The following is a 26182-nucleotide window of genomic DNA, read 5'->3' on the forward strand; positions in this document are numbered from 1 at the left end:
GCCTCGGTGTGCGAATCCGGTCCGAGACCGGTGCCGTTCGAGTGCCCTCAGATCGCTCGGGCGACCTCCTCCTCATGCTCCACCAGCCGGGGGGCCCCGGCCGCGGGAACCGATTGCGGGACAGCAGCGGGCGGAGCCGTGGCGGGCGGGGCGGCAGCGACCGGCGGAGCGGCAGTGACCGGCGGAGCTGCAGTGACCGGCGGAGCGGCAGTGACCGGCGGAGCTGCAGTGACCGGCGGGGCGGCGGGGCCCGGCAGCCACCAGGCGGCGACCGCACCCGCCGCCAGCACCAGCGCCCCCACGGCCAGCGCGGGCGCCAGGCCGGACACGTAGGCGCCCGGCGCCGTGCCGCCGCCGTTGGCGGTGAACACCCAGGCCAGTACGGCGATCCCGAACGCCCCGCCCGCCTCGCGCAGCGCGTTCATCGCCCCGGACGCCTGCCCGGCCTCGTGCGGCCGCACCGCGCCCAGCGCCGTGGCGGCCGCCGGCGGGTAGACCAGCGCCATCCCGGCACCGCCCAGCACGGCGGGCACGAACAGCGCGGCGAACGACAGGTGCGGGGTCACCACCAGCGCGAGCCAGCCCAGCGCCAGTGCCTGGAGCACGAGCCCGCCGCCGATCAGCCGCCGCGCCCCCCACTTCTCGCTGACCATCCCGGCCAACGGGGACACCACCAGCGGCATGACCGTCCACGGCAGGATCCGCAGTCCCGCCGCCAGCGGCTCGTGTCCCTGCACGGTCTGCAGGAACGGGGCCAGCAGGAAGATGCCGCCGAACATGCCGAAGTACATCGCCACCCCCGCGAGGTTCACCGCGGCGAACACCGGGTTGGCGAAGAAGCGCAGCGGCAGCATCGGTTCGGGCGCGCGCCGCTCCCAGGCCACGAACCCGGCCAGCAGCACCGCACCGGCGGCCAGCGGTCCGGTCACCCGCCCGGACGACCAGCCGTGCTCCGGCACGGCGACCAGCGCCACCATGACCCCGGTCAGCCCGCCGGTGACCAGCACCGCGCCGGGGATGTCCAGCCGCCGCACCGGTCCCGCGCCACGGGCCAGCACGAACGGCGCCGCCAGGCATCCGACGATGCCGACGGGCACGTTCAGGGCGAAGATGTACGGCCACGACGCGGCCTGGGTGATCGCCCCGCCGACCACCGGCCCCAGCGCCACCCCGAGACCGCTGATGCCGGAGAACACCCCGAACGCGAGGCCCCGCTGCCGCCCCGGGAACGCCCCGGCCAGCAGCGTCAGACTGATCGGCAGCACCAGCGCCCCGCCCGCGCCCTGCACGGCCCGCGCCGCGATCAGCACCCCGGCGCTGGGCGCAGCCGCGGCGACCGCCGACGCCGCGGTGAAGACGGCGAGACCGGCGACGAACATCCGCCGGTGCCCGAACCGGTCCCCCAGCGCCGCACCGAGCAGCAGCAGCACCGCGAACGACACCGTGTACGCGTTGACCACCCACTCCAGCTGCGGCAGGGTGGCGGACAGGCCGGTCCGGATGCTGGGCAGCGCCGTGGTCACGACCAGGTTGTCCAGCGTGACCATGAACAGCGCCAGCGAGACCAGAGCGAGCACCCACCACCGGCGCCCCGGGGCGGATACCGTCATGCGGCCGTACCGATCCGCTCGACCCGCAGGCTGCCCCACAGCATGGCCCGGTCCCGCGCGGCCCATTTCTGCTCGGCCGGGCGGCTGTCGCCGGGGCCGAAGCTGCGCCACACCGCGACGGCGCCGGGGCTGCCCGCGCGGTGCACCGCGGCGCGCAGCCGCGCGGCGTACGCGGGGCCGACCGCGTCGAGCACATTGGACAGGCTGAACCCGGTGAAGGTGCCCGGCGGCACGGATTCCAGGTAGGCCGCGACATCCGCGTAGAGCAGCTCGAGCCGGTCCGGGTCGACCGGCGCCGGGGGCGGCGGCGCCTCGCCCAGCAGCAGGCCCCGCACGTACGGGTTGGTGCGGTTGGGGTGGCGGCCCAGGCCGCGTTCGAGGCGCTGCCGCACGACCAGGTCGAAACGGCGTGCCGGGCCGGACGCCGCCTTGGTGAACGCGCCGAAGCCGCCCGCGCGGACCCCGGCCGGGCCCAGCGTCGCGCCGAGCACCAGCCGGAACCGGCGGTTGTCGAAGCGTTCCCGCCAGTGGGCCAGCTGTTCGGCCGGGTCGTTCAGGTCGCAGAACGCCGCCAGCTCGGCACGGCGCCAGCCCACCCCCGCCAGCACGCGCCGGGCGTGGTGCAGCAGCCGTTCCGTCGACCCCGGCCGGGCCGGGGCGCCGCGCAGCCGCTCCCGCACGTACGCGATCTGCGCCGGGTTGGCGTCCACCGCGGTCACCTGCCGTCCGTCGGCCGCTAGGTCCAGGGCGGTGTCGCCCGCCGAGGCGACGCACAGGATCCGGCCGTGCCGCGGCAGCACGGTGCGCTCCACCTCGCTGTCCTCGTACATCCGGCCGAAGATCAGCCGGTGGCCGCCCGCCCGCGGGTCCGGCTGCCAGCCGGGGGCGGGCGCGGACTGGCCGAGCGCCGGGACGGCGTCGAGCTGGGTCATGTCTCCTCCAGTGCATCCAGCGGACGGGTGCGTCTCGCGGAAACAGATGCACGCCAGGGGCCCGCGGATACGTTCCGTGTGGGCGGTATCACCGGCGGGTCGTCGCGCTCCTCTACCCCGACGGCCCACGGCAGGCGCCCGCAGACACCGCGGCGGCGGCCACGACCACCGACCGGGAGACCCGCAGATGACCCACCCCATTGCCGCGCCGACGCGCCCGGCGGACGCCCGGTTGGGCGAGCTCGTGCAGCATCTGTGCGCCGAGTCGGCGCGCGAGCACCAGCCGGCACCCGGGCCGTGGCCCGCCGCGGCCACGCTGGATCGCCACCAGTGGTTCACCAGCCCCGAACTGGTCTCCCTGTACGCCACCGCGCGCTGGCCCGAGCTGAGCGACGCGCAGCGGCGGGCGCTGAGCTTCTGGGAGGCGGTGAACTTCTACAGCCAGAACATCCACGGCGAACGGCTGCTCATCGACGGGCTCCGCGCCCGCCTGGACTCCCCCGCCACCGCGTTCCTGGCGCCGTACCTCGCCCGGATGATCGAGGAGGAGGAGCGGCACAGCGCGTACTTCACGCAGTTCTGCGAGCGGTACGCGGGCCGGATCTACCCGGAGCGGATGCTCACCCTGGCGCAGGACCCGCCGGAGGCCGCGGACTTCCTGTTCTTCGCCCGGGTCATGATCTTCGAGGACATCGTGGACTGCCTCAACATCCGGATGGCCGCCGACGAGCGCCTGGTCGCCGTCGCCCGCTGGATCAACCACGACCACCACCGCGAGGAACGCCGCCACCTGGCGTTCGGCCGCCGGGTGGTGTTGCGCCTGTTCACCGACGGGCTGCGGGAATGGCCGCAGCCGCTGCTCGACGAGATCCGCGCGGCGCTGGCCGGGTACGTGCACGCGGTGTGGCGCACGTTCTACAACCCGCAGGCCTACGCCGATGCCGGGCTGGACGAGCCGTGGCGCCTGGCCGCCGACGCGTTCGCCGACCCGGCGGCCGAGGCGCACCGGGCCGCCGTCAGCCGCCGCTGCCTGCGTTTCCTGCACAAGCACGGCGTCCTGGTGGGGGGTGCCGCATGAGCCAGCACACCGAGCGCACGTCCGGCCGGCAGCGCTGGAGCGCCGACGTGCGTGCCGCGCTGCGCGAGTGGGTGGCGGCCCGCAATCCCGACCTGGACCCGGCCACGCTGACCGATCAGACGCCGCTGATCTCCACCCGCCTCGTGACGTCCCTGCACGTCGTGGAGCTGCTGCTGCTGATCGAGGAACTGCGCTCCGCCCCGGTCGACCCACGCAGCCTGGCACCCGGCGCCTTCGCCGACATCGACACGATCGTGCGGGCCTTCTTCGCGCAGGACATCGACGCCACGGCGGGGGTCCGGTCATGAGCGCGCCGACGACGGTACGCCTGCCCGACGGCGTCACCGTGGCCGGGCACGGGACCACCGTGCTGTCCGGGGCCGCCCTGAACTGGCTGCGCCGCCTCGACCGGACGGTCGCCGAGCTGGCCCTGGGCTGGGGCGCCACCGAGCACCAGTTCCCGCCGCTGGTCCCCGCCGCCGACCTGGACCGGATGGGGTACTTCACGGCGTTCCCGCACCTGGTCACGATGCCCGCGACCCTGCCCGCCGACGAGGCCGAGGTGCAGCGGTTCGTCGACGGGTACGCCCTGCGCGCCGACGGCGCCGTGCCGGTCACCCGGCTCGCCCCGATGCGCCACGCCCTGACGCCCGCAGCCTGCTACCCGGTGTACGCGATGCTGCGCGAGCACCGTGCCGACCGGCCGACGCTGGTCACCACCGTGGCGACCTGCTACCGGCGGGAGGAGCGGTTCGAGCCGCTGCGCCGGCAGTGGGCGTTCACCATGCGCGAGATCGTGTGCGTGGGTTCGGCGGCGGAGGTCCGCGAGTTCCTGGATTCCGGCCGCACGGCGGTCGACAGCCTGCGCGAACGCCTCGGCATCGCCGGGCCGTGGGCGGCCGCCACCGATCCGTTCTTCCGGCCCCAGGACAGCGGCGCCCACCTGATGCAGCAGCTCGACCCGGTCAAGCACGAGGCGCTGGCCGGCACGCTCGCGATCGCGTCGGTGAACCTGCACCACGACCACTTCGGCGCCGCGTTCGACCTCGGCCGCGGCGACGCCACCGCCCACACCGGCTGCGTGGCGTTCGGCCTGGAACGCTGGCTGGCCGTCGTCGCCGAGCGATGGGGACCGGACCCGCTGCGCTGGCCCGACCCGCGGGAGGACGGCGATGACTGACGGCCGGATCCTCGTCACCGGCGCGGACGGCTACCTGGGCCGCCACGTCGTGCGCCACCTGCTCACCCACACCGACCGGCCGCTGCTGCTCTGGGTACGGGCCGCGACGGCCGCCGAGGCCGAGGCCAGGTGCGCGCCGCTGCTGCGGGACGTGCCCGGCGCAGCGGCCCGGGTCCGGTGCACCGGCGGTGACCTGTCCGGCGACGACCCGTTCGGCGGGGTCGCCACGGGCGACCTCACCGCGCTGGTGCACACGGCTGCGGTCACCTCGTTCACGGTCGAGCACGACGTCGCCCAGCGGGTGAACACCGCGGGCACGGCCCGGCTGCTGGAGCTGGCCCGCCGCAGCCCACGGCTGAGTTCGGTGTGCCTGTTCAGTTCGCTGTACGCGACGGGCCTGCAGGCGGGGCCGATCATGGAGCTGCCCGCACCGGCACCGGCCGCCGGGTTCGCCAACGCGTACGAGCGGTCCAAGTGGGCCGCGGAGGCGTACGCGTTCGGGCAGACCGACCTGCCGGTGAGCGTGCTGCGGGTCGCCACGGTGCTGGCGGACGACGAGTCGGGCCGGGCCGGGCAGCACAACGCGGTGCACAACACGTTGCGGCTGCTGCGGCTGGGCATGCTGGCACTGATGCCGGGGCTGCCCGCCACGCCGGTCTACCTGACCACGGCCGACGTCACCGCGCGGGCCGCCGCGGCGGCCGTCGACCAGGCGGCCACGGGGGTGTTCCACGTCGCGGACCGCGCGGCCGACTCGCTGACCCTGGCCCGCACCATGGACGTCGCGTTCGACGTCTTCGGCGCGGACCCCGGCTTCGCGCGCCGCCGCGTCGCCCGCCCCGAGTACGCGGACCTGCACTCGTACCGGCTGCTGGCGGACAGTTCCCGCAGCTTCGGCGCCAGCGTGCTCGGTCAGGCGCTGACCAGCCTGCTGCCGTTCGCCGCCCAGCTGTACGTCGCCAAGGACGTGGGCAACGACCGCCTGCGCGCCCTGCTGCCGCGCTACCACCCGCTGGACGCGGCGGCGCTGCTCGCCGCGACCTGCCAGAACCTGCTGGCCGACGCACGGAGCCCGGATGTACGCCACTGACCCCGCCCGCCTGGAGGCGGCCCTGGCGGCCCTGCTCGGGCCCGAGTTCGTGGTGTCGGTCGCCGGTCGCGGGTCCGCGCCCACCGGCTCGGCTCACCACCGCCGCAACGGCGCCGGGCAGGCGCACGCCGACGCCGGGCAGGGCCGCGGCACCGCCGACGACGGACACGGTGGCCGGGCGCCGGGCACGGATCGACGGATGGAGCACCGGATCGGCCGGGCGGCGCTGCGCCGGGTCGCCGAGCGCCTGGGCGAGCGGGTGGACACCGACCGGCTGGTACTGCCGCATCCGCGCCTGACACTGACCCACAGCTACGGGGTGGCCGTCGCGGTCGGCGCCCGCCACCGGGCCAGCACGGGCATCGGGGTGGATCTGGAGGCGGTGCGGCCGGTGAACCCCGGCATCGCCCGGCTCTTCCTGACCCCCGCCGAGCGGGCCCAGCTCGGCGCGGCACCGTCCGTCGACGAGCCGACCGGCGAGCCGGATGTCCTGTTGCGACTGTGGACCGTGAAGGAGGCGGTCTTCAAGGCCGACACCGGCAACTCCGGGCGGATCCTGGCCGACTACGAGCTGCGCCACCCCACCGCCTGGTCCGGCCGCGCCACCCGGGGCCGGTCCCGGTTCCGGTACCGCACCGTCCAGCTGCCCGGGCACGTCGTGTCCGTGGCCGTCCACGAGGAGAGAACCGCATGACGATGGCACGCCCCGCGCCCACGTCGCTGGCGCCCGCGACCAGCACGGCGGGCGACTCCCAGCGCTGGCTGCTCAGCTTCTACCGCATCTCGGAGCTCAGCGGCGCGCTGTTCTTCGGCCGCCTGGCCCGGGCGCAGCGGCCCGGTCCGGTGCACAGCGACCTGACCCGCCACTTCGCCGACGAGGCCCAGCACGCCCGCTACTGGACGGACTGCCTGGAGCAGCTCGGCGAGAAGCCGGAGCCGCTGGGTGCGGCCTACCAGGACCAGTACCTGGCGGCCACCGGGTTGCCGGCCAACCTGATGGAGGTGCTCGCGATCACCTCGGTGTTCGAGCAGCGCGTCATGCGCCAGTACGCCCGGCACCTGAGCGTGCCGGACCAGCATCCCCTGGTCACGCAGACCCTGCGCAAGATCATGGAGGACGAACGGTGGCACGTGAAATGGGTACGTGACGAGCTGATCGCGATGGAGCCGGAGTACGGCAAGGACCACATCGCCGCGACCCTGCACCGGATGACCGAGGCCGACGAGGCCGTGTACGCCGCCACCCTGGCCGAGCACGCGGACCGGGTGGAATTCCTGCTCGACGATGGGAGGCGCCGTGCCTGAGCTGCGGACGCACGACGACGAGGTCCTGTTCCGGCGCATCGGCGAGATCCTGGGCCAGCCCGGCCCGGTCGCGGCCGAGACGGAGATCGCCGCGCTGCCGGTCGACTCGTTCGCGCTGGTGGAGCTGGTGATCGAGCTGCAGGAGATGTACGGGGCCCGGTTCGGCCACGACGAGATGCGGGCGCTGCGCACCGTGGGCGACCTGGCCCAGCTGATCCACGAACGGGCCGGCCGGGATGACTGATCCGCAGGTCAGCGTCGACCACATCAGCTGGGCGCTGGGCGAGCACGAACGCTCCGTGGAGGCGACGGCCGGGGCCGGCGGCACGGTCTCCACGGCGGGGCAGTTGCGGGCGGCCGGTTTCGACACCCACCACGTGTGCGGGCCGGACACCGACGCGTTCGACCTGGCGGTGCGGGCCCTGACCCCGATCCGGCAGCGGCTGGACCGGGTCGGCGCGATCGTCTACGCCACCTGCCTGCCCGGCAACGCCACGAGTGGGAGCACCGCCGAATTCGCGGCGACCGGCGACGTCAAGCACCTGATGCGGTATCCGGCCAGCCGGTTGCAGGCGGAGTTCGGGTGGGACGACGCGATCGCGGTCGGGGTGGGCCAGCAGGGCTGCACCGGGCTGCTGGGCGCGCTGCGGATCGCCCGGGCGCTGCTGGTCGCGGAGCCGGACCTGGACCCGGTGGTGGTCGTGACCGCCGACCGTTTCCCGGCCGGGGCGCGCTACGAGCAGACGTACAACCTGGTCTCGGACGGCGCGGTCGGCTGCGTGGTGTCGCGGGCGCCGGGCCGGTTCGGGCTGCTGTCGGTGCGCCAGGTGACGAACGGGGCGCTGGCGGAGGCGGTCGACGACGAGGTGGTGGGCAGCTACTTCAGCAACACGTGCGAGGTGGTGCGCCAGGCGTGCGACGAGGTGAAGATGGCGCCGGCCGAGGCGGACTGGCTGGTGCCGCAGAACACCGACGTGCGCGCGGTGGAGATCCTCGGGCGTCTGCTGGGCCTGCCGGAGCAGCGCCTGCACCGCCCGGCCACCGCCCGGCTGGGGCACGTCATCGCCGGGGACAACTTGATCAACCTGGCGGAACTGGACGCCACCGGCCGCCTGGCCCCGGGTCAGCGGGTGGTGCTGCCGGTCGCCGGGTACGGCATGAACTTCCAGTGCGCCGTACTGGAGGTGCAGCCTTCCGGGCCCGGGTCGTAGCCCGGGCCCGGCGTGGCGCGGTCAGACTCCGCCGTCGATCGCGGCGGTGGTCAGCGCCTCGGCCTTGAGGCCCCACTTGTCGAGGATCTTCAGGTACGTGCCGTCCGCGATGATCTCCCGCAGCGCGAGCTGGACGGCGTGCCGCAGGTCCGTACGGTCCCGGGCCAGGCCGATGCCCATGGGGCTGGCCTCCACCTGGACCCCGGCCAGCTCGAAGGCGCCGTTGCCGTCCTTGACCTGGGCGGCGGCGCTGGTGTAGCCGTCGACGACCGCGTCGAGCTTGCCGGCCTTGACCAGCGGGTACGCCTCACCCGAGCCGAGCCTGGTGATGACCGGCTTCGGGCGCCCGGCGGCGACGCACAGGGCGGCCTGCGCCTTGGCCAGGTCGTCCTGGGTGGTGTCGGCCTGCAGTCCGACCCGCTTGCCGCAGATGCCGTCGATGCCCGTGATGTGCTCCGGGTTGCCCTTGGCCGCCACGACCTGGGAGCCCTCGATGAGATAGTCGACGTACGTGAGCTTCTTCTGGCGCTCGGCGTTGTCGGTCATCCCGGACATGATCGCGTCGGCCTTGTGGTCGGCGACGGTCGGGATGAGGTCGTCCCAGGCGACGTTGCGGAAGTCCAGGCGCAGGTGCATCCGGTCGGCCAGCGCCGCGGCGAGGTCGACGTCGATGCCCTGGGGCTTCTTCTGGTCGTCGTAGTACTCGAAGGGCGGGTACGCGATCTCCGAGGCGACGACCAGGCTCCCGGCCTTGCGCACGTCGGCGGGCACGGCCGCGGCGGCCGCGTCCGGCCGGCTCGGCGCCGCGGAGGCACCGGGCGCCGCGGACATGGCAGTCGTGCAGGCGGCGCCGCCGACGAGGACGACGGCCACCGCGGCGAGCGTCGTGAGGGCTGGTCTGAGACGCATGTCCGCTCCTTTCCAGGTCTGTGTTCCAGGTCCGGTGGAATTTGTCTGTGGGTTCGGCAGCCTGCCGTGACGGTTGAGGAGTGCGCCCCTCAAGAAATGCTCAGACCGACCGATGGGAGCAGGCGATGAAACACGCGCGGGGGGATCTCATGGTTCGGGTAATGCCACGGCTCAGCCTTGGCCGCAAGATCGTCGCACTGGCCACCGCCGGTCTGGTGCTGGTCCTCGCGGTCGGCGGGATCGGGCTGTTCGCCGCGGCCCAGCAGCAGCAGGCACAGGAGCGGCTGACCCGCGCCACAGACGCGGAACGCGCCGACCGGGCGGTGGCCGCCGCCCAGGCCGTCCTGCGCGGTGACGTGTTGTCCGCCATGGTGGCGCGCACCGCCGAGCAGCGCCGGGCCGCACTGGACCGCCTCGGCGGCGACGCGGCGACGCTGCGGGACAGCATCGGCGCGCTCCACGCCGGGACGACCCCGGCCTCCGTGCGGCAGGCGGCCAGCGGCCTGGACGACAAGGTGGAGCAGTTGATCACCCTCAGCCAGCGCCTGGTCAGCCTCGCGAACCTGGGCGTCACCGACCCGGCGCAGGACCAGGCCCGGGCCGCGCTGCCCGCCTTCCAGGGCGCGTCCGACGCGCTGGTCGCCGCGCTGAAGCCGGTGGAGACGGCCATCGCGGCCGAGTCGCAGCAGGCCCGCCTCGACGCCAGGTCGGTACAGAGCTCCGCCCGTACGCTCACGATCGCCGCCAGCGTGCTGGCCGCGGTCCTGCTGCTCGGCTCCGCCGTCCTGCTGGCCCGGCACATCGGCCGCCGGCTGGCGGACTGCCTGCACGTGGCCAACGCGATCGCCGCCAAGGACCTGTCGGTCCACCCGCGGATCACCGGGTCGGACGAGCTGACCGAGCTGACGATCGCGATGGGCCGCGCCACGGACAACGTCCGCACGGCCGTTCTCGACCTCGACGAGGCCGCCGCGACGCTGAGCAGCGCCTCCGAGGAGCTGCACGCGACCAGCGCGAGCCTCACCGACGGCGCCCAGTCGACCGTGGCCCGCACGGACACGCTGGCCGCGGCGGCCGGCACGGTGCACACCGTGGTCGGCTCGGCCGCTGCCGGGGTGGGGCGGATCAGCGACTCGATCGGGGAGATCGCCGCGCGCACCACCGACGCCCGGCGGATCACCGCCGACGCCGCGGCGGCCGCACAGACCTCGGGCCGCCTGGCCGAGCAGCTGGACGCGTCGAGCGCCGAGATCGGCGACGTGGTCAAGCTGATCAACTCGATCGCCGAGCAGACCAACCTGCTGGCCCTGAACGCCACCATCGAGGCCGCTCGCGCCGGGGAATACGGCAAGGGCTTCGCGGTGGTCGCCGGGGAGGTCAAGGATCTGGCCCGGGAGACCGCCGCCGCCACCGAGGACATCTCGCAGCGGATCGAGGCGATTCAGCGCGACTCGCAGGCGATGCGCCTGGCGACCGCCGAGGTGGCCCGCATCGTCGGTGACATCAACGGCACCCAGGACGTCATCGGCGTCGCGGTCGACGACCAGAGCCGCGCCACGACCGACATCACCGACAGCGTGTCGCGGGCGGTCACCGCGGTCAACGGCATCACCGACGAGCTCCAGGCCGTCATGCAGGATGCCTCGCAGACCAGGATCGGCGCGGGCGAGACCCAGAGCGCGGCCACCGATCTGGCCCGGCTGGCGGTCCAGCTGCGCAACCTCGTCCGGGAGTTCCGCCTCGACTGACGCTGGTCCGCCCCTGGGTGGCGGCAACGACCTCCCCGGCGCTCTCGTCGCCCCTGCTGATCGGCGGGCGCGCGTATCCCGCCAGCCTCCGGCGGCTGGACGCCGGGCCGCTAGGCACCCGGTAGGTCGGCGCGCCGGGCGCGCCACTGGCGGGGGCTCTCCCCGAAATGGTGGCGGAACCACCGGGAGAAGGCGCTGGGCGCGGCGAATCCCAGCAGGATGGATATCTCCGTGAGCCGGTAGCGCTCGAGGGACAGATACCGTTCGGCCAGTCCGGCGCGGACGGAGTCCACGATGGAGGTGAAGGTCTCCCCGGTCGCGGCCAGGTGCCGGTGCAGGGTCCGCCGGTCCATGCCCATGGTGCGGGCGACCTCGTCGACGCCGCACCGGCCGGTCGGCAGCAGCATCTCCACGAGGTCCCGGGCCCGGTCCGCGGCGGACGCTCCCCGGGGGGCGGCCAGAGCGGCGAGCAGCTCGTCGATGTGGGCCCCGGATTCGGGGCCGGCCAGCACGTTCGGCGCGTCGAGGTCCTTGGCGTACAGCACGAGGCCGGTGAAGCCGTGACCGAAGTGCACCCGGCCGCCGAGCATCCGGTTGTGGGTGCTGGTGTCCGCCGGGGCGGCGTCGGTGAAGCACGCGGACAGCGGCTGCCACGTGGGCCCGAGCACCTCGCGGATGATGCCGTACAGGGCTCCCATGGCGAGCTGTTCGGCCTGCGTGGACGGGGCGGGTTCACCCATCTCGAACCACAGCCGGATGGTCGCCAGCCCCTCGGTCTCGGCGACCCGGATGCGCAGCGCCTCGTTGTAGCTGTGCTCGTAACGCATCAGCAGGCCCAGCGCGTCGCGCAGGGTGGGCTCGCCGCGCAGCACCACGCTGAGCGGGCCCAGCGTGGACAGCCGCCGGAATTCGGCGAGCCGCAACCCGAAGTCGGCGTGGCCGCAGGCTCGGGCCGACAGTTCCAGCAACCGGGCGACCCGGACCACGGGCACCCACTTCTCGGGCGCGGCCAGATCGGCCGGGTCCAGGTCGACAGCGCGCATCAGCGCGGCCGGATCGGCGCCGAATGTCTGGGTGAGCTGCAGGTAGCCGCTTAGTGATGCATACCGGATAGAAGGCTTCAAAACACCCCCCCTCCTGTCCCCGAGAGATAAGAAACGTGTCCCAAGGAGTAAAGCATGTGGCAGTTATCACGCCTACTGTTGCCTCCATCACGGCCCCCGTGGTCGATAGGGATCCCGCGCAAGTTCCAGCGGCGGGGCACTCCCGCCGCTTCATGAGGAGGTAGCTCGTGGCGAAGGCAATCCGCTTCCACTCCGCCGGTGGCCCTGAGGTCATGCGGTGGGAGTCCGTCGAGGTGGGCGAGCCCGGAGCGGGTGAGGTCCGGGTACGGCACATGGCCGTCGGGCTGAACTTCGCCGACACGTACTTCCGCAGCGGTCTCTACCCCGCCGCCCTGCCCGCCGGGATGGGCGTGGAGGCGGCCGGAGTCATCGAGGCGGTCGGCCCCGGGGTCACCGGCTTCCGCGAAGGGGACCGGGTCACCTACACCGGCAGCCCGCTGGGCGCGTACAGCACCGAGCGGGTGATGCCCGTGGCATCACTGATCAAGCTGCCGGACACCATCGCCTTCGAGACCGCCGCCGCCATGACCATGCGCGGCCTGACCACCTCCTACCTGCTGCGGCGGATCGCACCGCTGAAGGCGGGCGACACCGTCCTGCTGCACGCGGCCGCGGGCGGCGTGGGCCTGATCTTCTGCCAGTGGGCCAAGCTGCTGGGCATCAACGTGATCGGCACGGTGTCCACTGACGAGAAGGCCGAGGTGGCCCGCCGCCACGGCTGCACCCACACCATCGTCTACCGGCGCGAGGACATCGCGACCCGGGTACGTGAACTCACCGACGGCCACGGGGTGCCGGTGGTTTACGACAGCATCGGGGCCGACACCTTCGCGCAGTCGCTGGACTCGCTCCGGCGGCGGGGGCTGCTGGTCTGCTTCGGCACGGCCAGCGGTCCCACCCCCCCGATCAACGCGATGCAGCTGGCGGTCAAGGGTTCGCTGTTCGTCACCCGTCCCGCGCTGGCCGACTACATCGCGGACGAGGCCGAGCGCGCGGAACTCGCCGGCGAGCTGTTCGACCATGTCGGATCCGGGCGCATCACGATCGAGATCAACCAGCGGTACGCGCTGGAGGACGCCGTCCAGGCCCACCGGGACCTGGAATCCGGCCGCAGCATCGGCTCCTCAGTCTTCAGCCTCGAAACAGGCAACTGAAACCCACGTTGGGAGACCCCCCATGACGGACATCATCGACCAGGACGCGCGACCGGACGTCACACTGCCGGCGGGCTCCATCGAGGCGCATCCGCTGACCGTGCACATCGGTGCGGAGCTGCGCAACGTGAACCTCGCTGAGGTGGCGCGCAGCGACGACCTGTTCGCCGAGCTCAAGGCGCTGCTGCTGAAGCACAAGGTGCTGTTCGTCCGCGACCAGCCGATCAGCCGCGCCGAGCACGTGATGCTGGCTGAGCGGTTCGGGTCACTGGAGGACCACCCGGTGGCCGGCAGCGACCCCGAGCACCCCGGCCTGGTGCGCATCTACAAGGACCTGGACAGCCCGGCGGAGCACTACGAGAACGCCTACCACTGCGACGCGACGTGGCGCGAAGCCCCGCCCATGGGATGCGTGCTGCGGTGCGTCGAGGGTCCCCCGGTCGGCGGCGACACGATCTGGGTCAACATGGCCGAGGCGTACCGGCGGCTGCCCGAGGACGTGAAGGAACGCATCGAGGGGCTGCGGGCACGCCACAGCATCGAGGCGTCCTTCGGCGCCAACATGCCGACCGAGCAGCGGCTCGCGTTGCACGAGCGCTTCCCGGACGCGGAGCACCCGGTGGTCCGCACCCACCCGGAGACCGGCGAGAAGGTGCTGTTCGTCAACGCGTTCACCACGCACTTCACGAACTTCCACACGCCGAGGCACGTGCGGTTCGGCTTCGACTACGCCCCCGGCGCCAGCGAGCTGCTCAACTACCTGATCCGCCAGGCGTCGGTCCCGGAGTACCAGGTGCGCTGGCGCTGGACGCCCAACAGCTTCGCGATCTGGGACAACCGCAACACCCAGCACTACGCCGTCCAGGACTACTGGCCCGCCGTCCGAAAGATGGAGCGCGCCGGGGTCATCGGCGACAAGACGTTCTGATTCCCCACCACCTCGGTTAGGAGACCCCCCATGCATTTCCTCGACGACTCGCTGTGGCCTGAGACCCAGGAGAAGCTGGTCATCACCGCCGCTCCCTACGGTCCCGAATGGGAGCCGGGCGACTTCCCCGAGGACATCCCGGTCACCATGGACGAGCAGGTCCAGGCCGCGGTCGACTGCTACAACGCGGGTGCCACCGTGCTGCACATCCACGTCCGCGAGCTGAACGGCAAGGGCTCGAAGCGGATGTCGATGTTCAACGAGCTGCTCGGCCGGATCCGCGAGGCCGTGCCGGACATGATCCTGCAGATCGGCGGCTCGATCTCCTTCACCCCGGAGAACGACGGTGAAGCGGCCAAGTGGCTGGAGGACGAGGCGCGGCACCTGCTCACCACCCTGGACCCGGCGCCCGACCAGGTCACCATCGCCATCAACACCAACCAGATGAACATCGTGGAGTTGATGACCGCCGACGACATCGCCGGCACCTCGTTCGAGCGGCCCGCCCTGCACGAGGCGTTCCGCAACATGGTCGTCCCGGCCGAACCGGCCTGGGTCGAGGAACACCTGAAGCGACTGCGTGCCGCCGGCATCCAGCCGCACTTCCAGCTGGCCAACGTCGCTCAGCTGGAGACCGTCGAGCGGCTCGTGCGCCGCGGCGTCTACACCGGACCGCTCAACGTGACGTGGGTGGCCATCGGTGGCGGCTTCGACGGTCCCAACCCGTACAACATGATGGAGTTCATCCGCCGGGTCCCGGACGGCGCGGTGCTCACCCTGGAATCGATCATGCGAGCGGTGCTGCCGATCAACACCATGGCCATGGCCATGGGTCTGCACACCCGCACCGGCAACGAGGACACCCTCTGGGGCCTCAAGGGCGAGAAGATGACCTCGGTACGCCAGGTCGAGAAGCTCGTCCGAATTGCCGATGAGCTCGGCCGCAAGGTGGCCGATGGCAAGGAAGCCCGCGACATCTACAAGATCGGCGAGTACTGGGACAGCGCGGACGAGGCGCTGGCCAAGCTCGGTTTCGCGCCGAACCGCAAGCCCGGCCAGCTGGGCTTCACCTTCCACGCCTGACGCTTCACCCGCAGTCGTATCGCGTGGGGTGCGGTGGACCCGCACCCCACGACCGCTCGTTCCCCAAGGCCATCCCCCATCACCCCCGAACTCGGCACATCCCTTGGAGCGACGCATGGCCATGCAAGTCAGTGCAGGTGTCACCGCCCCGGCTACTCCCCTCGCGCGTACCCGCCGGATCTTCCCGTGGGTCGTCTTCACGCTCACCTTCGGACTGCTGCTGTCGGACTACATGTCCCGGCAGGTTCTCTCCGCGGTCTTCCCGTTCCTGAAGCAGGAGTGGGGGCTCACCGACACTCAGCTGGGCACTCTGACCAGCGTTGTCGCACTCACGGTCGGGGTGCTGGCCGTACCGCTGTCGCTGGTCGGCGACCGCTGGGGCCGGTCGAGGTCGGTCGTACTGATGGCCGTGGTCTGGAGTGTCGCCACGATCGGCTGCGCGCTCGCCGCCGGTTTCGGACACCTGCTGACCGCCCGCCTGCTCATCGGCGTGGGCGAGGCCGCGTACGGCAGCGTCGGGCTCGCGGTGGTGCTGGCGGTCTTCGCGGCCAGCAAGCGGGCGTCGCTCACGGGCGCTTTCATGGCCGGCGGTTCGTTCGGCTCCGTGCTGGGCGTCGCGCTCGGCGGCGCGCTCGCGGCGCAGTTCGGCTGGCGCGCGGCGTTCACCGTGATGGGCGTCTTCGGCATGGTGCTGGCGCTGCTGTACTGGGTCCTCGTCAGCGACCGCAAGCTGGCCGCGCACAAGATCGACGACGAGGCCGACGCCGGGCCGAAGCTGGCCGGTGGGCAGGGGCGGGCCAAGCTGTCCACGCTGTTCTCCACGCCCGCGGTGGTGCTGGCGTACCTCGGTGGCGGCCTGCAGCTGTTCATCGCGGGTTCGCTGTTCGCCTGGCTGCCGAGCTACTTCAACCGGGGCTACGACATGCTTCCCGCCAAGGCGGCGAAGGTGGCCGCCGTGTTCATCCTGATCATGGGTATCGGCATGATCGTCTGTGGGGTGATCTCGGACCGGGTCGGCAAGACCCGCCCGATCAACAAGTGGACGACGGCCATCGCCTTCTCCGCGGTGACCGTGGCCTTCCTCGCCGCGGGCTTCTCGCTCAAGCCGGGTGGGCTGCAGATGCTGCTGCTGGCGGTGGGCTGCTTCTTCGCCGGCGGCACGACCGGCCCGACCGGCGCCATGGTCGCGCGGCTGACCCACGAGTCGATCCGGGCCACCGCGTTCGGCACGTACACCTTCTTCAACAACGTGCTCGGACTGGCGGCCGGGCCGCTCGTGACCGGCGTCCTGGCGGACCGGTTCGGGCTGGAGACCGCCATGAAGTACGTACCGCTGGTGGCCGTGGCCGCCATCATCCTGCTCATCGCGGGACGGCAGGCGTACCCGTCCAGCATCAGGAAGCTCGACGCCGCCGCCGAAAGGGCCGCATGACGATGGAACCGGGCACCGTGATCATCACGGTGCCCGGGCTCCGGGGGCACGTCGAGGAACACTGGCAGACCCGGCTGGCGGCCACCGTGCCGCACGTGCGGCCCGTGCCGCCGCTCGGGCGCCAGAACCCGAGCCTCGACGAGCGGGTCGTGGACCTGCACGAGGCGGTCGAGGCGGCCGACGGCCCCGTGGTGATCGTCGCGCACAGCGGCGGGGTCATCACGACGATCCACTGGGCGGCCCGGCACGCCGAGTCCGTCGCCGGACGGGTCCGCGGGGCCCTGCTGGCCACCCCGCCCGACCTGACCGCGGAACTGCCGCCGGAATACCCCTCCCTGGCGACCCTGGCCGGGCTGGGCTGGCTGCCGATCCCGCTCAAGCCGCTGCCGTTCCCCAGCATCGTGGCGCTGAGCAGCAACGACACCCTCGGCGACCCGGTACGGGTGCGGGCGATGGCCGCCGCCTGGGGCAGCCGGGTCCACGAGATCGGCCCGGTCGGCCACCTCAACCCCGCGTCCGGCTACGGCGACTGGCCGCAGGCCGAACCACTGATCACCGAACTGTGCACCATGGAGGCTCCGCGATGACCCTCAACCTGGCCACCCTGCTGGAGGACAGCGCCCGCCGGCACCCCGGCCGCGACGCGGTCGTGCTCGGCGCCACCAGGCTGACGTACGCCCAGGTCGACACGGCCGCCAACCAGGTGGCCGCGCTGCTGGCCGACCGCGGTGTGCGGCCGGGCGACAAGGTCGCGCTGTCCTGCCCGAACCTGCCGCAGTTCCCGATCGTCTACTACGGCATCCTCAAGGCGGGCGCCGTGGTCGTCCCACTCAACGTGCTGCTCAAGGGCCGCGAGGTCGCCTACCACCTGGCCGACTCGCAGGCCAAGGCGTACGTGTGCTTCGAGGGCACGGCGGATCTGCCGATGGGCGCCGAGGGCCACGCCGGTTTCCAGCAGACACCGGGCTGCGAGCACTTCTTCCTCATCACCGCCGACCCGGCCGCCGCGTCGCCGATCGAGGGCGTGCCGACGCTGGGGCAGGCGCTCGCCGAGCAGCCCGCGACGTTCGCCACGGTCGGCACGAACGAGACCGACACCGCGGTCATCCTGTACACCAGCGGCACCACCGGGCAGCCGAAGGGCGCCGAGCTGTCGCACGCGAACCTGATGTTCAACGCGCTCACCTGCAACCGACTGTTCGGCTCGCTGGCCACCGAGCACGAGCGGCACCTGATCACGCTGCCGCTGTTCCACTCGTTCGGCTCCACGGTGCAGATGAACGCCGGCATCTCGGTCGCCTCCACCCTGGTGCTGCTGCCCCGCTTCCAGGCCGACCAGGCGGTGGAGCTGCTGCAGCGCGAGAAGATCACCTTCTTCGCCGGGGTGCCCACGATGTACTGGGGCCTGCTCGGCGCGCTGCACGACGGCGTCGACGTCGAGGAGATCGCCCGCAACATGCGGGTGGCCGTCTCCGGCGGGGCCTCGCTCCCGGTGGAGATCATCAAGCAGTTCAAGGAGCGGTTCGGCGTCCAGATCCTGGAGGGGTACGGCCTGTCCGAGACCTCCCCGGTGGCCACGTTCAGCGACCCGGAGCGCGAGCCGCGTCCCGGCTCGATCGGTGTGCCGATCTGGGGTGTCGAGGTGAAGCTGATCGACCCCGACTGGAAGACGATCGAGGGCACCGACGAGGTCGGCGAGATCGCCATCCGCGGGCACAACATCATGAAGGGCTACTACAACCGGCCGGAGGCGACCGCCGAGGTGACCCGGGACGGCTGGTTCCGCACCGGCGACCTGGCCCGCCGCGACGCCGACGGCTTCTACTACATCGTCGACCGGGCCAAGGACATGGTCATCCGGGGTGGCTTCAACGTGTACCCCCGGGAGATCGAGGAGGTGCTGCTGACGCACCCGGCCGTCTCGCTGGTCGCTGTCGTCGGGGTGCCGCACGACACCCACGGCGAGGAGGTCAAGGCGTTCGTCATCCGCAGCGGTGAGATCACCGAGGACGAGCTGATCGCCTGGTGCCGGGAGAACATGGCGGCGTACAAGTACCCGCGCATCGTCGAGTTCGTCGAGTCCCTCCCGATGACCGCCACCGGCAAGATCCTCAAGCGGGAGCTGGCCGGACGATGACCGCCACGAACGTCAACGTCGCCGTTCCGGCCCCGTCCCGGCACCACCCGGCCGTCACGCTGATCCCCGGCCTGGTGGCCGCGGCGGCGGGTCTCGGCGGCGCCTTCCTGCTCAGCCAGCTCGTGCCCGCGGTGGGCATCCTCACCTGGGCGGTCGCCCTCGGTGTGGCCGCCGCGAACCTGCGGGTACTGCCGGAGCGGTCCCGGGTCGCGCTCAGCTACCTGACCAAGCGGCTGCTGCGGGCCGGGGTGATGCTGCTCGGGTTCTCCGTGTCGTTCGGCGCGATCCTGGCGCTGGGCGCACCGGTCATCGCCATCGTGGCCGCGACGCTGCTGTCGACGTTGTTGTTCACGGTCTGGCTGGGCAACCGGATGAAGCTGGGCGGGCCGCGGAGCCTGCTCATCGGCACCGGCGTCGCGATCTGCGGGGCCTCCGCGATCGCGGCCATGGAGGACGCCGCGGACGCCGACGACGAGGACGTGACCGCCGCCATCGCGATGATCACCCTGTTCGGCACGATCGCGCTGGTCGCCTATCCGCTGCTGCGCGGGCCGCTCGGTCTCAGCGGCGTGCAGTACGGCGTCTGGACCGGCGTCGGTGTACACGAGGTCGGCCAGGTCGTCGCCGCCGCAAGTCCCGCGGGCGCGGCGGTCGTCACAGTCGCGGTCATCGTGAAGCTCACCCGGGTGCTGCTGCTGGCGCCCGTGGTGGCCGGGGTCAGCGTCCTGAAGCGGCTCCGCTCGCCGCTGTCCGGCGCGGATGTCAAGCGCCCGCCGCTGGTGCCGCTGTTCGTCGTCGGCTTCCTCGCCTGCGCCGCCGTGCGCAGCACCGGAGTCGTACCCCAGGTGGCGCTCGACTGGATCCGCATCCTGCAGATCACCGCGCTCGGCGCGGCCCTGTTCGGGATGGGTGCCAGCGTGCATCTGGCCTCCCTGGTCCGTCGCAGCCCGGGCGCGATCGCGCTCGGCGCCGTTTCCACGCTCTTCGTCACCGGCGTCGCGCTCGGCGCGACCCTGCTGTTCGTCCACGGCTGACCGGGCCGGTCCCGCCAACCGCAGAACCTGATGGGAAGACCACCTATGAGCAAGCCCGACTTCGACCTGTTCCGGATCTCCGAGGACCACGAGGCCCTGCGGGAGGCGGTGCGGGCGGTCGCCGAAGACAAGATCGCCCCGCACGCGGCCGAGGTGGACCAGACGGCCACCTTCCCGCAGGCCGCGTACGACGCCCTGGTGGCGACGGACTTCCACGCGCCGCACGTGCCGGAGGAGTACGGCGGCGTGGGCGCGGACGCCCTGGCGACCTGCATCGTGATCGAGGAGGTGGCCCGGGTCTGCGCCACCTCGTCGCTCATCCCGGGTTGCAACAAGCTCGGCAGCCTGCCGTTGATGCTGGGCGGGTCGGAGGAGCTGAAGCACAAGTACCTCGCCCCGCTGGCCCGGGGAGAGGCGGCCTTCTCGTACGGCCTGTCCGAGCGGGAGGCGGGCAGCGACACCGCGTCGATGAGCACCAAGGCCAAGCTGGTCGGCGACGAGTGGGTCCTCAACGGGCAGAAGTCGTGGATCACCAACGCGGGCTTCTCCGAGTTCTACACCGTGCTGGCCGTGACGGATCCGGACGGCCGGCGCGGCGCCAACATCAGCGCGTTCGTGGTGGAGAAGTCGGATCCCGGGTTCTCCTTCGGGGAGAAGGAACGCAAGCTCGGCATCAAGGGGTCGCCGACCCGCGAGCTGCACTTCGACGACGTACGGATCCCGGCCGACCGCATCATCGGCGCGCCCGGCGAGGGTCTGAAGATCGCCCTGCGGACCCTGGACCACACCCGGGTCACGATCGGGGCCCAGGCGGTCGGCATCGCCCAGGGCGCACTGGACTGTGCCCTGGACTACGTGCGCGAACGGTCGCAGTTCGGCAAGCGGATCGCCGACTTCCAGGGCATCCAGTTCATGCTGGCCGACATGGCGATGGCGCTGGAATCGGCACGGCAGCTGGTGTACGTGGCCGCCGCCAAGTCCGAGCGCAACGACCCGGACCTGCCGTTCTTCGGGGCGGCCGCGAAGTGCCACGCCTCGGACGTGGCGATGAAGGTCACCACCGACGCGGTGCAGCTGCTCGGCGGGTACGGCTACACCCAGGACTTCCCGGCGGAGCGGATGATGCGCGACGCCAAGATCACCCAGATCTACGAGGGCACCAACCAGATCCAGCGGGTCGTGATGGCGCGTCAGCTCCTGGCCCGCGGCGGAGCCTGACCGGCGGAGGTACGGCGATGACGAGCAGCAGTGCGGTCACCGGTGACCCGCTCACCCTGTCGCGACAGGCGGAGCGCCTGGAGGAGTCGGGCCGGCTGGCCGAGGTCGAGCAGTTGTGGCGCGGCGCCCTGCGCGGCCCCGAGCAGCTCGCCCGGTTCGCGCGGTTCCGCCTGGTCGGGCTGCTGGAGCGGCTCGGTCGCACGCGCGACGTCGAGGACGTCTGGCGTGCGGCCGTCGACGCCGGCGACTCGGTGGCCCGTATCCACCTCGCCGTCCTCATGGAGCAGCACGGGGAGTTGAGCACCGCCGAGCGGTTGTGGCGTGAGGCGGCTGACGCCGGCGACCGGCGCGCCCGTCGGCGGCTCGTGGACCTGCTCGAACGGCAGGGCCGCGTGGCTGAGGCGGCGTACGTCTGCCGCGAGGCGCTGACGGCGGGCGACGGCACGGCCGCCGCCCGCCTCTCCACCCTGCTGCGGTAAGCGGCAAACCGGGTCAGTTCTGGTCGAGGCACTTCAGGGCGGCGGTCATCTGGTCGGCCATCGACGGGTTCATGTCCGCCCACAGGTCACGGGCGAGCTCGTAGTGGCGGCGGGCCTGGGCGGGGTCGCCGAGGGCCTGGTGGGCGACGCCGAGGCCGCACTGCGCCCGGGCCCGCTGTTCGGAGTCGGTGACGTCGGGCTGGCAGGCGAGTTCATACGCCGCGGCGTGCTCGGCGATCGCCTCCTCGTGGCGCCCGGCCGCGTTGGCCGCCTCGCCCAGGCCGTTGTGCACGCCCAGCTCGCCGTACCGATGGCCCACCCGCCGGCAGAGCGTCATCGCCTCGCGGTGGCAGGTGACGGCCCGGTCGAGCTCGCCACGGCGGGTGTGCAGGATGCCGAGAAAGTCGAGAGTGGAAGCCTCGACGGAGATGACGCCCAGCTCCCGCGACATCTGCAGGGCCTGCGCGAAATGGGGAATCGCCTCGGCGTCACGGCCCATGTCGACCTCCAGGCAGGCGAGGTTCGTCACGGCCTTGGACAGCCCGAGGGTGTCGCCGCTGCGCCGGTGCAACTCCACAGACTCGCGCAGGTGGGTGGCCGCTTCGTCGTAGCGGCCGAGGCGCATCTTGACGATGCCGAGCGTGTTGAGGCTGCTGCCCTGGCCGGACTCGTCGCCCGCATGCAGGAACAACTGCCGGGCCTCGGTGAGCGGTGCGAGCGCCGCCTCGACGCGTCCACTCAGGACCAGCATGGTGGCGCTGCGCAGAATGGCGGCGGCCTGCCCGGCACGGTCGCCGGCGCGCCGGGCGCAGCGCGCGGCGTTCGCGTGCACGGCGAGGGCCTCGTGCTGATGGCCGCGCGACACGAAGTACCGGTGCAGGACGGCACTGAACGCGATGGCATCGCCGGGCCGGTCATGGTGGGCGGCGTACGCGGCGGCGGCGACCAGGTTGGTGCGCTCGGTGTCGAGCCAACCGACCGGGTCGGTGAGGTCGGGCAGCGGTGTCCGCGAGTCCGGCGGGGGTGGCAGCCGGTCGGCCTCGGCCGGGTCGAGGCGGGTCATGGCGGTGTTCGCGGTGGCGAGGTAGTGGTCGAGGAGCCGGGTGAGGGCGGCACCGCGGTCGGCGCGGCGGTCCTCGTCGGCCGCGCGGGCGGCGGCGTACGCGCGGACGAGGTCGTGCAGGCCGTACCGGTTGGTGGTGAGGGCCTGCACGAGGTGGTGGGCCGACAGCGAGTCGAGCAGCTCGGCGGTGGTGTCCAGGTCGGTGTCGCTGAGGGCGGCCGCGGCGTACAGGTCGACGTCCTGGCCGGGGTGCAGGGCGAGGACACGCAGCAGGCGCTGTTCGGCGCCGGGCAGGTTGCGGTAGGACACGTCCAGGGCGAGTTCCACGCCGGTGTCGAGCCGCCGGACGCCGTGCCGTTCGTCGAGCCAGGCGGCGTGGTCGGCGAGGGACCAGCCGGACTTGCTGCGCAGGTGCCCGGCCAGCAGAGCCAGCGCCAGCGGGAGGTGTCCGCACCGGTCGGCGATGCGGGCCGCCGCCCCCGGGTCGTCGGCCACCGGTATGCCGGTGATGGCATCGGTGAGGAACCGCTGGGATTCGGCCGGGCTGAACACGTCGACCTCGAACCGGGCGGCGTCCCGCAGGCCTGCCAGGTTGCGCCGGCTGGTGATCAGGGTGACGCTGCCGGGCGCCCCGGGCAGCAGCGGGCCGACCTGACCCTCGTCCGCGACGTTGTCCAGCACCAGCAGTGCGCGGTGCTGGGCGAGCCGGTCCCGGTAGAGGGCGATCCGGTCCTCGAGCCGGTGCGGGATCTGCTGGCCGGGCACCCCGAGCAGGCGCAGGAAACCGTCCAGCACCGCGGCGGGCTCGGCCGGAGGTTGGCCGGGGTCGGGGTGGAATCCGCGCAGGTTGACGAACAGGACCCGGTCGAACGTCTCCTCGCGGATGAGCTGGTGCGCCAGGTGCACGGCGAGCTGGGTCTTGCCGGCGCCCGCCATTCCCTCCAGCGCGGAGATCGCCACCGTCGCCCCCGCCGATCCGGCGGCACGCAGTGCTGCGCGGATGCGCGTCAGTTCGGATTCGCGGCCGGTGAAGGTCGGTAGATCCCGGGGTAACACGTCCTGCACGCGTACCTGCGCGCCCGCCGCGATCTCCCCGCTGATCACCCGGAGCGCCTGGCGCCATTGGTTGACGTATCCGGGGTCGGGATGCAATGCGATGACGACCGCGCCGACCAGGTCGTTGTCGAGGCGGCGCCGACCCACCCGGAAACAGTCCACCACGGTGGTCCGGCCCACCTGCTCCCCCACCGGACGCTCGGCATTGACCCGGCCGGTGATCGTTTCATAGGACGGACTTCCGGCCCACGTCTTCAACGCGCGCAGGCATTCGATGAGCCCGTCCAGGCTTGTTTGCCGCCCCGGATCCGGCAAGGTCGCAAACCGATTCGATGACGACAAGGGGCGCCAGCGCCGACAGGGGCGGCCGTCACATTCGCCGGGGCGTGTGCCCCGGCCCCGCACCCACGGTGGCAACGTCATCGGCAGGCGCGGCCGGACGGACCGGTCCATCACACGGGCGAGGCGGCCGACCATGAGCTTGTCCTATCTCACCTATCGCACCGCGATCGAGCAGGAGACCGACCGGCTCGTCCGGGCCACGACCGGTGCCGACCCGGCGGCCCCGGTGCCCGGCTGCCCGGGCTGGACCCTGGCCGACCTGCTGCGGCACACCGGGAATCTCCAGCGGTGGTTCACGGTCCTGCTGCGCGATCTGGCGCCGCAACGGCCCGCCCGGCCCGAGATCGACCCGGACCTGCCCGCCGATCCGGCGCGGTATCCGCACTGGCTGGCCGAGGGCGCCGCGGCGGCCGTCGCGGTTCTGCGCGACACCGACCCGGATGCGCCCATGTGGGCGTGGGGGCCCGACCAGCACGCCCGGTTCTGGGCCCGCCGGATGTTGCTGGAAACCCTGGTGCACCGGGTCGACGCGGAACGGGCCGTGGGCCTGCCCACGGACATCGATCCCGTGCTGGCCGCCGACGGCGTCGACGAGTTCCTGACCAACCTGCCGTACGCCACGCCGTTCGCGCCGCACGTGGCCGGGCTGCGCGGCGCCGACGAGGTGATCCGCTTCGAGTGCACCGACCTGGACCGGCGGTGGACCGTGCGGCTGCGCCCCGGCGGGTTCGGCCTGGATCCGGGCGACGGCCCGGCCCACGCGAGCGTCCGCGCAGGCGCGGCGGCGCTGCTGCTGTTCGTGTACGGCCGGACCGCACCGGGCGACGGCACCGTCACCCGCCTCGGCGACGACACGCTGATCGCCCGGTGGTGCGCGAACTCCCGGTTCTGACGTCCTGCCGCCCGGCGCGGGTCGCCAGGCCGGGACGGCCGCAGGTTCATCGCCCGGATGGCTCAGCATGATCCGGTCCTTGCCCGATGTGCCACCGGATGAGGCCGAACCTGCCCGGACGCGACGCGACGACGAGTTCACCCCCGGCACCCCGGTGAGCATCAGTACGGGCGTCGCCGCGCTGCGGGCCGGGATGACCGGCGCCGACCTGTTCCACGCCGCCGACACGAACCTGTACCGGGCCAAGCGTGCCGGGCGCAACCGGGTCGCCGCCTGACCGCTGCGCGGGAAGTAATCCGTGGAGGGTGATTTCAAGGGATCCGTCCGGGTCTAGCGTGGGCCGCACCAGCGAGGTGACCACGGGAAGGTGAGACAGCCATGCCGGATCAGGCCGCCATCGGGCCGATCGATTTCGTCCTGTTGGAGTTTCCCGGCGACGCCGATACCTCGGCGTGCGCCGACGCCCTGATGGACCTGGTCGAGCGGGACATCATCCATCTGTACGACCTCATGGTGATCCGCAAGGGACTCGACGGCTCGTACTCCGGGGTGGATCTGACGGACGTGACCTCGGCCGGTGCGGCCGGGTTCACCGCGTTCGCGGGCGCCCAGTCGGGCCTCATCGGCGACGACGACCTGGCCCAGGCCGTCGAGGTCATGCAGCCCGGCACGATGGCCGCGATGATCGTGTTCGAGAACACCTGGGCCGCCCCGTTCGTCAGCGCCGCGCTGGACGCGGGCGGCGAGGTGGTCGCCAGCCAGCGGATCCCCGCGACGGCCGTGGTGGACGCGCTCGAGCAGCTCGAAGCTATCCGCTGACCCAGACCAGCACGGAGGAAACCATGCCAGGACTGTTGCGAGGGATCGCGCGCACGGCGGTGGTGGCCGGTACGGCCAGCGCGGTCGCCGGCCGGGTCCAGCGCCACCAGGCCGAGAAGTTCGCCGAGCGCGACGCCGGAATCTACGCCGACCGGACGGCGGCATATCAGCAGCAGATGGCCGCTCAGCAGCCGTACCAGCAGGCGGCCCCGCCGCCGCCCGCGGCGAGTCCGCAGGTCAACGTCATCGAGCAGCTCAAGCAGCTGGGCCAGCTGCGCGATCAGGGTGTGCTCACCGACGACGAGTTCAACGCGCAGAAGGCGAAACTGCTCGGCTGACGTGAGGTCGCGCGCCGGCA

The 26182-nt window shown here is 72.4% G+C and carries 27 protein-coding genes; 22 read left to right on the top strand and 5 right to left on the bottom strand.

Annotation, left to right across the window (positions count from 1 at the left end):
- Positions 1-47 precede the first annotated feature (47 nt).
- On the bottom strand, positions 48-1610 hold the full coding sequence (locus tag ACMCNO_RS19185) for a DHA2 family efflux MFS transporter permease subunit (protein WP_412750821.1): 1563 nt from the start codon (positions 1608-1610) through the stop codon (positions 48-50).
- Entirely contained in the window at positions 1607-2542 is a 936-nt protein-coding gene (locus ACMCNO_RS19190; RefSeq protein ID WP_412750822.1) for a DUF3419 family protein, read from the bottom strand. The genes ACMCNO_RS19185 and ACMCNO_RS19190 overlap by 4 nt, the downstream gene beginning before the upstream one ends.
- A 187-nt stretch (positions 2543-2729) precedes the next feature.
- Here ACMCNO_RS19190 and ACMCNO_RS19195 point away from each other — a divergent pair, with 187 nt between their 5' ends.
- From ACMCNO_RS19195 to ACMCNO_RS19230, 8 genes are read left to right on the top strand one after another with little or no spacing between them, the layout of a single operon-like run.
- Positions 2730-3620 (top strand): diiron oxygenase, encoded by an 891-nt coding sequence (locus ACMCNO_RS19195; RefSeq protein ID WP_412750823.1) that lies wholly within the window; start codon positions 2730-2732, stop codon positions 3618-3620.
- Positions 3617-3928: a hypothetical protein gene (locus ACMCNO_RS19200; RefSeq protein WP_412750824.1), complete on the top strand. Its 312-nt coding sequence runs from the start codon at positions 3617-3619 to the stop codon at positions 3926-3928. Before ACMCNO_RS19195 ends, ACMCNO_RS19200 begins: the two co-directional genes overlap by 4 nt.
- Positions 3925-4800: an aminoacyl--tRNA ligase-related protein gene (locus ACMCNO_RS19205; protein WP_412750825.1), complete on the top strand. Its 876-nt coding sequence runs from the start codon at positions 3925-3927 to the stop codon at positions 4798-4800. Before ACMCNO_RS19200 ends, ACMCNO_RS19205 begins: the two co-directional genes overlap by 4 nt.
- A complete protein-coding gene (locus tag ACMCNO_RS19210) occupies positions 4793-5890 on the top strand; it encodes an SDR family oxidoreductase (RefSeq protein WP_412750826.1) in 1098 nt (365 codons plus the stop codon). The genes ACMCNO_RS19205 and ACMCNO_RS19210 overlap by 8 nt, the downstream gene beginning before the upstream one ends.
- The gene (locus ACMCNO_RS19215; protein ID WP_412750827.1) at positions 5877-6584 is read left to right on the top strand and encodes a 4'-phosphopantetheinyl transferase family protein; all 708 of its coding nucleotides are present in this window, start codon (positions 5877-5879) and stop codon (positions 6582-6584) included. Before ACMCNO_RS19210 ends, ACMCNO_RS19215 begins: the two co-directional genes overlap by 14 nt.
- Positions 6581-7195, top strand: coding sequence for a ferritin-like domain-containing protein (locus ACMCNO_RS19220; RefSeq protein WP_412750828.1), 615 nt, complete (start codon positions 6581-6583; stop codon positions 7193-7195). Before ACMCNO_RS19215 ends, ACMCNO_RS19220 begins: the two co-directional genes overlap by 4 nt.
- The gene (locus tag ACMCNO_RS19225) at positions 7188-7439 is read left to right on the top strand and encodes an acyl carrier protein (RefSeq protein WP_412750829.1); all 252 of its coding nucleotides are present in this window, start codon (positions 7188-7190) and stop codon (positions 7437-7439) included. The genes ACMCNO_RS19220 and ACMCNO_RS19225 overlap by 8 nt, the downstream gene beginning before the upstream one ends.
- Complete coding sequence (locus tag ACMCNO_RS19230) at positions 7432-8406, top strand: 3-oxoacyl-[acyl-carrier-protein] synthase III C-terminal domain-containing protein (RefSeq protein WP_412750830.1); 975 nt, start codon at positions 7432-7434, stop codon at positions 8404-8406. Before ACMCNO_RS19225 ends, ACMCNO_RS19230 begins: the two co-directional genes overlap by 8 nt.
- Positions 8407-8427: 21 nt before the next feature.
- On the opposite strand, the gene ACMCNO_RS19235 is transcribed toward ACMCNO_RS19230, so the two are convergent.
- Positions 8428-9315 carry an ABC transporter substrate-binding protein gene (locus tag ACMCNO_RS19235; RefSeq protein WP_412750831.1) on the bottom strand — a complete coding sequence of 296 codons (888 nt, stop codon included), beginning with the start codon at positions 9313-9315 and terminating at the stop codon, positions 8428-8430.
- Positions 9316-9476: 161 nt separating this feature from the next.
- Between ACMCNO_RS19235 and ACMCNO_RS19240 the strand changes: the two genes are divergently transcribed.
- On the top strand, positions 9477-11063 hold the full coding sequence (locus ACMCNO_RS19240) for a methyl-accepting chemotaxis protein (protein WP_412750832.1): 1587 nt from the start codon (positions 9477-9479) through the stop codon (positions 11061-11063).
- A 110-nt stretch (positions 11064-11173) separates the two neighbouring features.
- Here the strand turns inward: ACMCNO_RS19240 and ACMCNO_RS19245 are convergent, their stop codons facing one another.
- Entirely contained in the window at positions 11174-12187 is a 1014-nt protein-coding gene (locus tag ACMCNO_RS19245; RefSeq protein WP_412750833.1) for an AraC family transcriptional regulator, read from the bottom strand.
- A gap of 167 nt (positions 12188-12354) precedes the next feature.
- On the opposite strand from ACMCNO_RS19245, the gene ACMCNO_RS19250 reads away from it, so the two are divergent.
- The 9 genes from ACMCNO_RS19250 (at position 12355) to ACMCNO_RS19290 (ending at position 21652) form a co-directional block, all read left to right on the top strand.
- Entirely contained in the window at positions 12355-13341 is a 987-nt protein-coding gene (locus tag ACMCNO_RS19250; RefSeq protein ID WP_412750834.1) for a quinone oxidoreductase family protein, read from the top strand.
- A gap of 22 nt (positions 13342-13363) precedes the next feature.
- The gene (locus ACMCNO_RS19255) at positions 13364-14269 is read left to right on the top strand and encodes a TauD/TfdA dioxygenase family protein (RefSeq protein WP_412750835.1); all 906 of its coding nucleotides are present in this window, start codon (positions 13364-13366) and stop codon (positions 14267-14269) included.
- Between the two features lie 30 nt (positions 14270-14299).
- Positions 14300-15352, top strand: coding sequence for a 3-keto-5-aminohexanoate cleavage protein (locus ACMCNO_RS19260; RefSeq protein ID WP_412750836.1), 1053 nt, complete (start codon positions 14300-14302; stop codon positions 15350-15352).
- Positions 15353-15467: 115 nt separating this feature from the next.
- Positions 15468-16784 (top strand): MFS transporter, encoded by a 1317-nt coding sequence (locus ACMCNO_RS19265; RefSeq protein ID WP_412750837.1) that lies wholly within the window; start codon positions 15468-15470, stop codon positions 16782-16784.
- Positions 16781-17371: an RBBP9/YdeN family alpha/beta hydrolase gene (locus ACMCNO_RS19270; RefSeq protein WP_412750838.1), complete on the top strand. Its 591-nt coding sequence runs from the start codon at positions 16781-16783 to the stop codon at positions 17369-17371. Before ACMCNO_RS19265 ends, ACMCNO_RS19270 begins: the two co-directional genes overlap by 4 nt.
- A complete protein-coding gene (locus ACMCNO_RS19275) occupies positions 17368-18921 on the top strand; it encodes a long-chain-fatty-acid--CoA ligase (RefSeq protein ID WP_412750839.1) in 1554 nt (517 codons plus the stop codon). The genes ACMCNO_RS19270 and ACMCNO_RS19275 overlap by 4 nt, the downstream gene beginning before the upstream one ends.
- Positions 18918-19955: a YeiH family protein gene (locus ACMCNO_RS19280; protein ID WP_412750840.1), complete on the top strand. Its 1038-nt coding sequence runs from the start codon at positions 18918-18920 to the stop codon at positions 19953-19955. Before ACMCNO_RS19275 ends, ACMCNO_RS19280 begins: the two co-directional genes overlap by 4 nt.
- Positions 19956-20000: 45 nt before the next feature.
- Complete coding sequence (locus ACMCNO_RS19285; protein WP_412750841.1) at positions 20001-21173, top strand: acyl-CoA dehydrogenase family protein; 1173 nt, start codon at positions 20001-20003, stop codon at positions 21171-21173.
- Positions 21174-21190: 17 nt separating this feature from the next.
- On the top strand, positions 21191-21652 hold the full coding sequence (locus tag ACMCNO_RS19290) for a hypothetical protein (protein WP_412750842.1): 462 nt from the start codon (positions 21191-21193) through the stop codon (positions 21650-21652).
- Positions 21653-21665: 13 nt separating this feature from the next.
- Here ACMCNO_RS19290 and ACMCNO_RS19295 read toward each other — a convergent pair whose 3' ends face one another.
- Positions 21666-24086, bottom strand: coding sequence for a tetratricopeptide repeat protein (locus ACMCNO_RS19295; RefSeq protein WP_412750843.1), 2421 nt, complete (start codon positions 24084-24086; stop codon positions 21666-21668).
- A gap of 160 nt (positions 24087-24246) precedes the next feature.
- On the opposite strand from ACMCNO_RS19295, the gene ACMCNO_RS19300 reads away from it, so the two are divergent.
- The 4 genes from ACMCNO_RS19300 (at position 24247) to ACMCNO_RS19315 (ending at position 26162) form a co-directional block, all read left to right on the top strand.
- Complete coding sequence (locus ACMCNO_RS19300) at positions 24247-25005, top strand: maleylpyruvate isomerase family mycothiol-dependent enzyme (RefSeq protein WP_412750844.1); 759 nt, start codon at positions 24247-24249, stop codon at positions 25003-25005.
- An 88-nt stretch (positions 25006-25093) separates the two neighbouring features.
- Complete coding sequence (locus ACMCNO_RS19305) at positions 25094-25282, top strand: diguanylate cyclase domain-containing protein (protein ID WP_412753749.1); 189 nt, start codon at positions 25094-25096, stop codon at positions 25280-25282.
- 101 nt (positions 25283-25383) lie between these two features.
- Entirely contained in the window at positions 25384-25824 is a 441-nt protein-coding gene (locus ACMCNO_RS19310) for a DUF6325 family protein (protein WP_412750845.1), read from the top strand.
- Between the two features lie 23 nt (positions 25825-25847).
- Entirely contained in the window at positions 25848-26162 is a 315-nt protein-coding gene (locus tag ACMCNO_RS19315; protein ID WP_412750846.1) for an SHOCT domain-containing protein, read from the top strand.
- Positions 26163-26182 lie beyond the last annotated feature (20 nt).

Origin of the sequence: Krasilnikovia sp. M28-CT-15 (assembly GCF_047159595.1) — a bacterium.
Classification (GTDB): domain Bacteria; phylum Actinomycetota; class Actinomycetes; order Mycobacteriales; family Micromonosporaceae; genus Actinoplanes.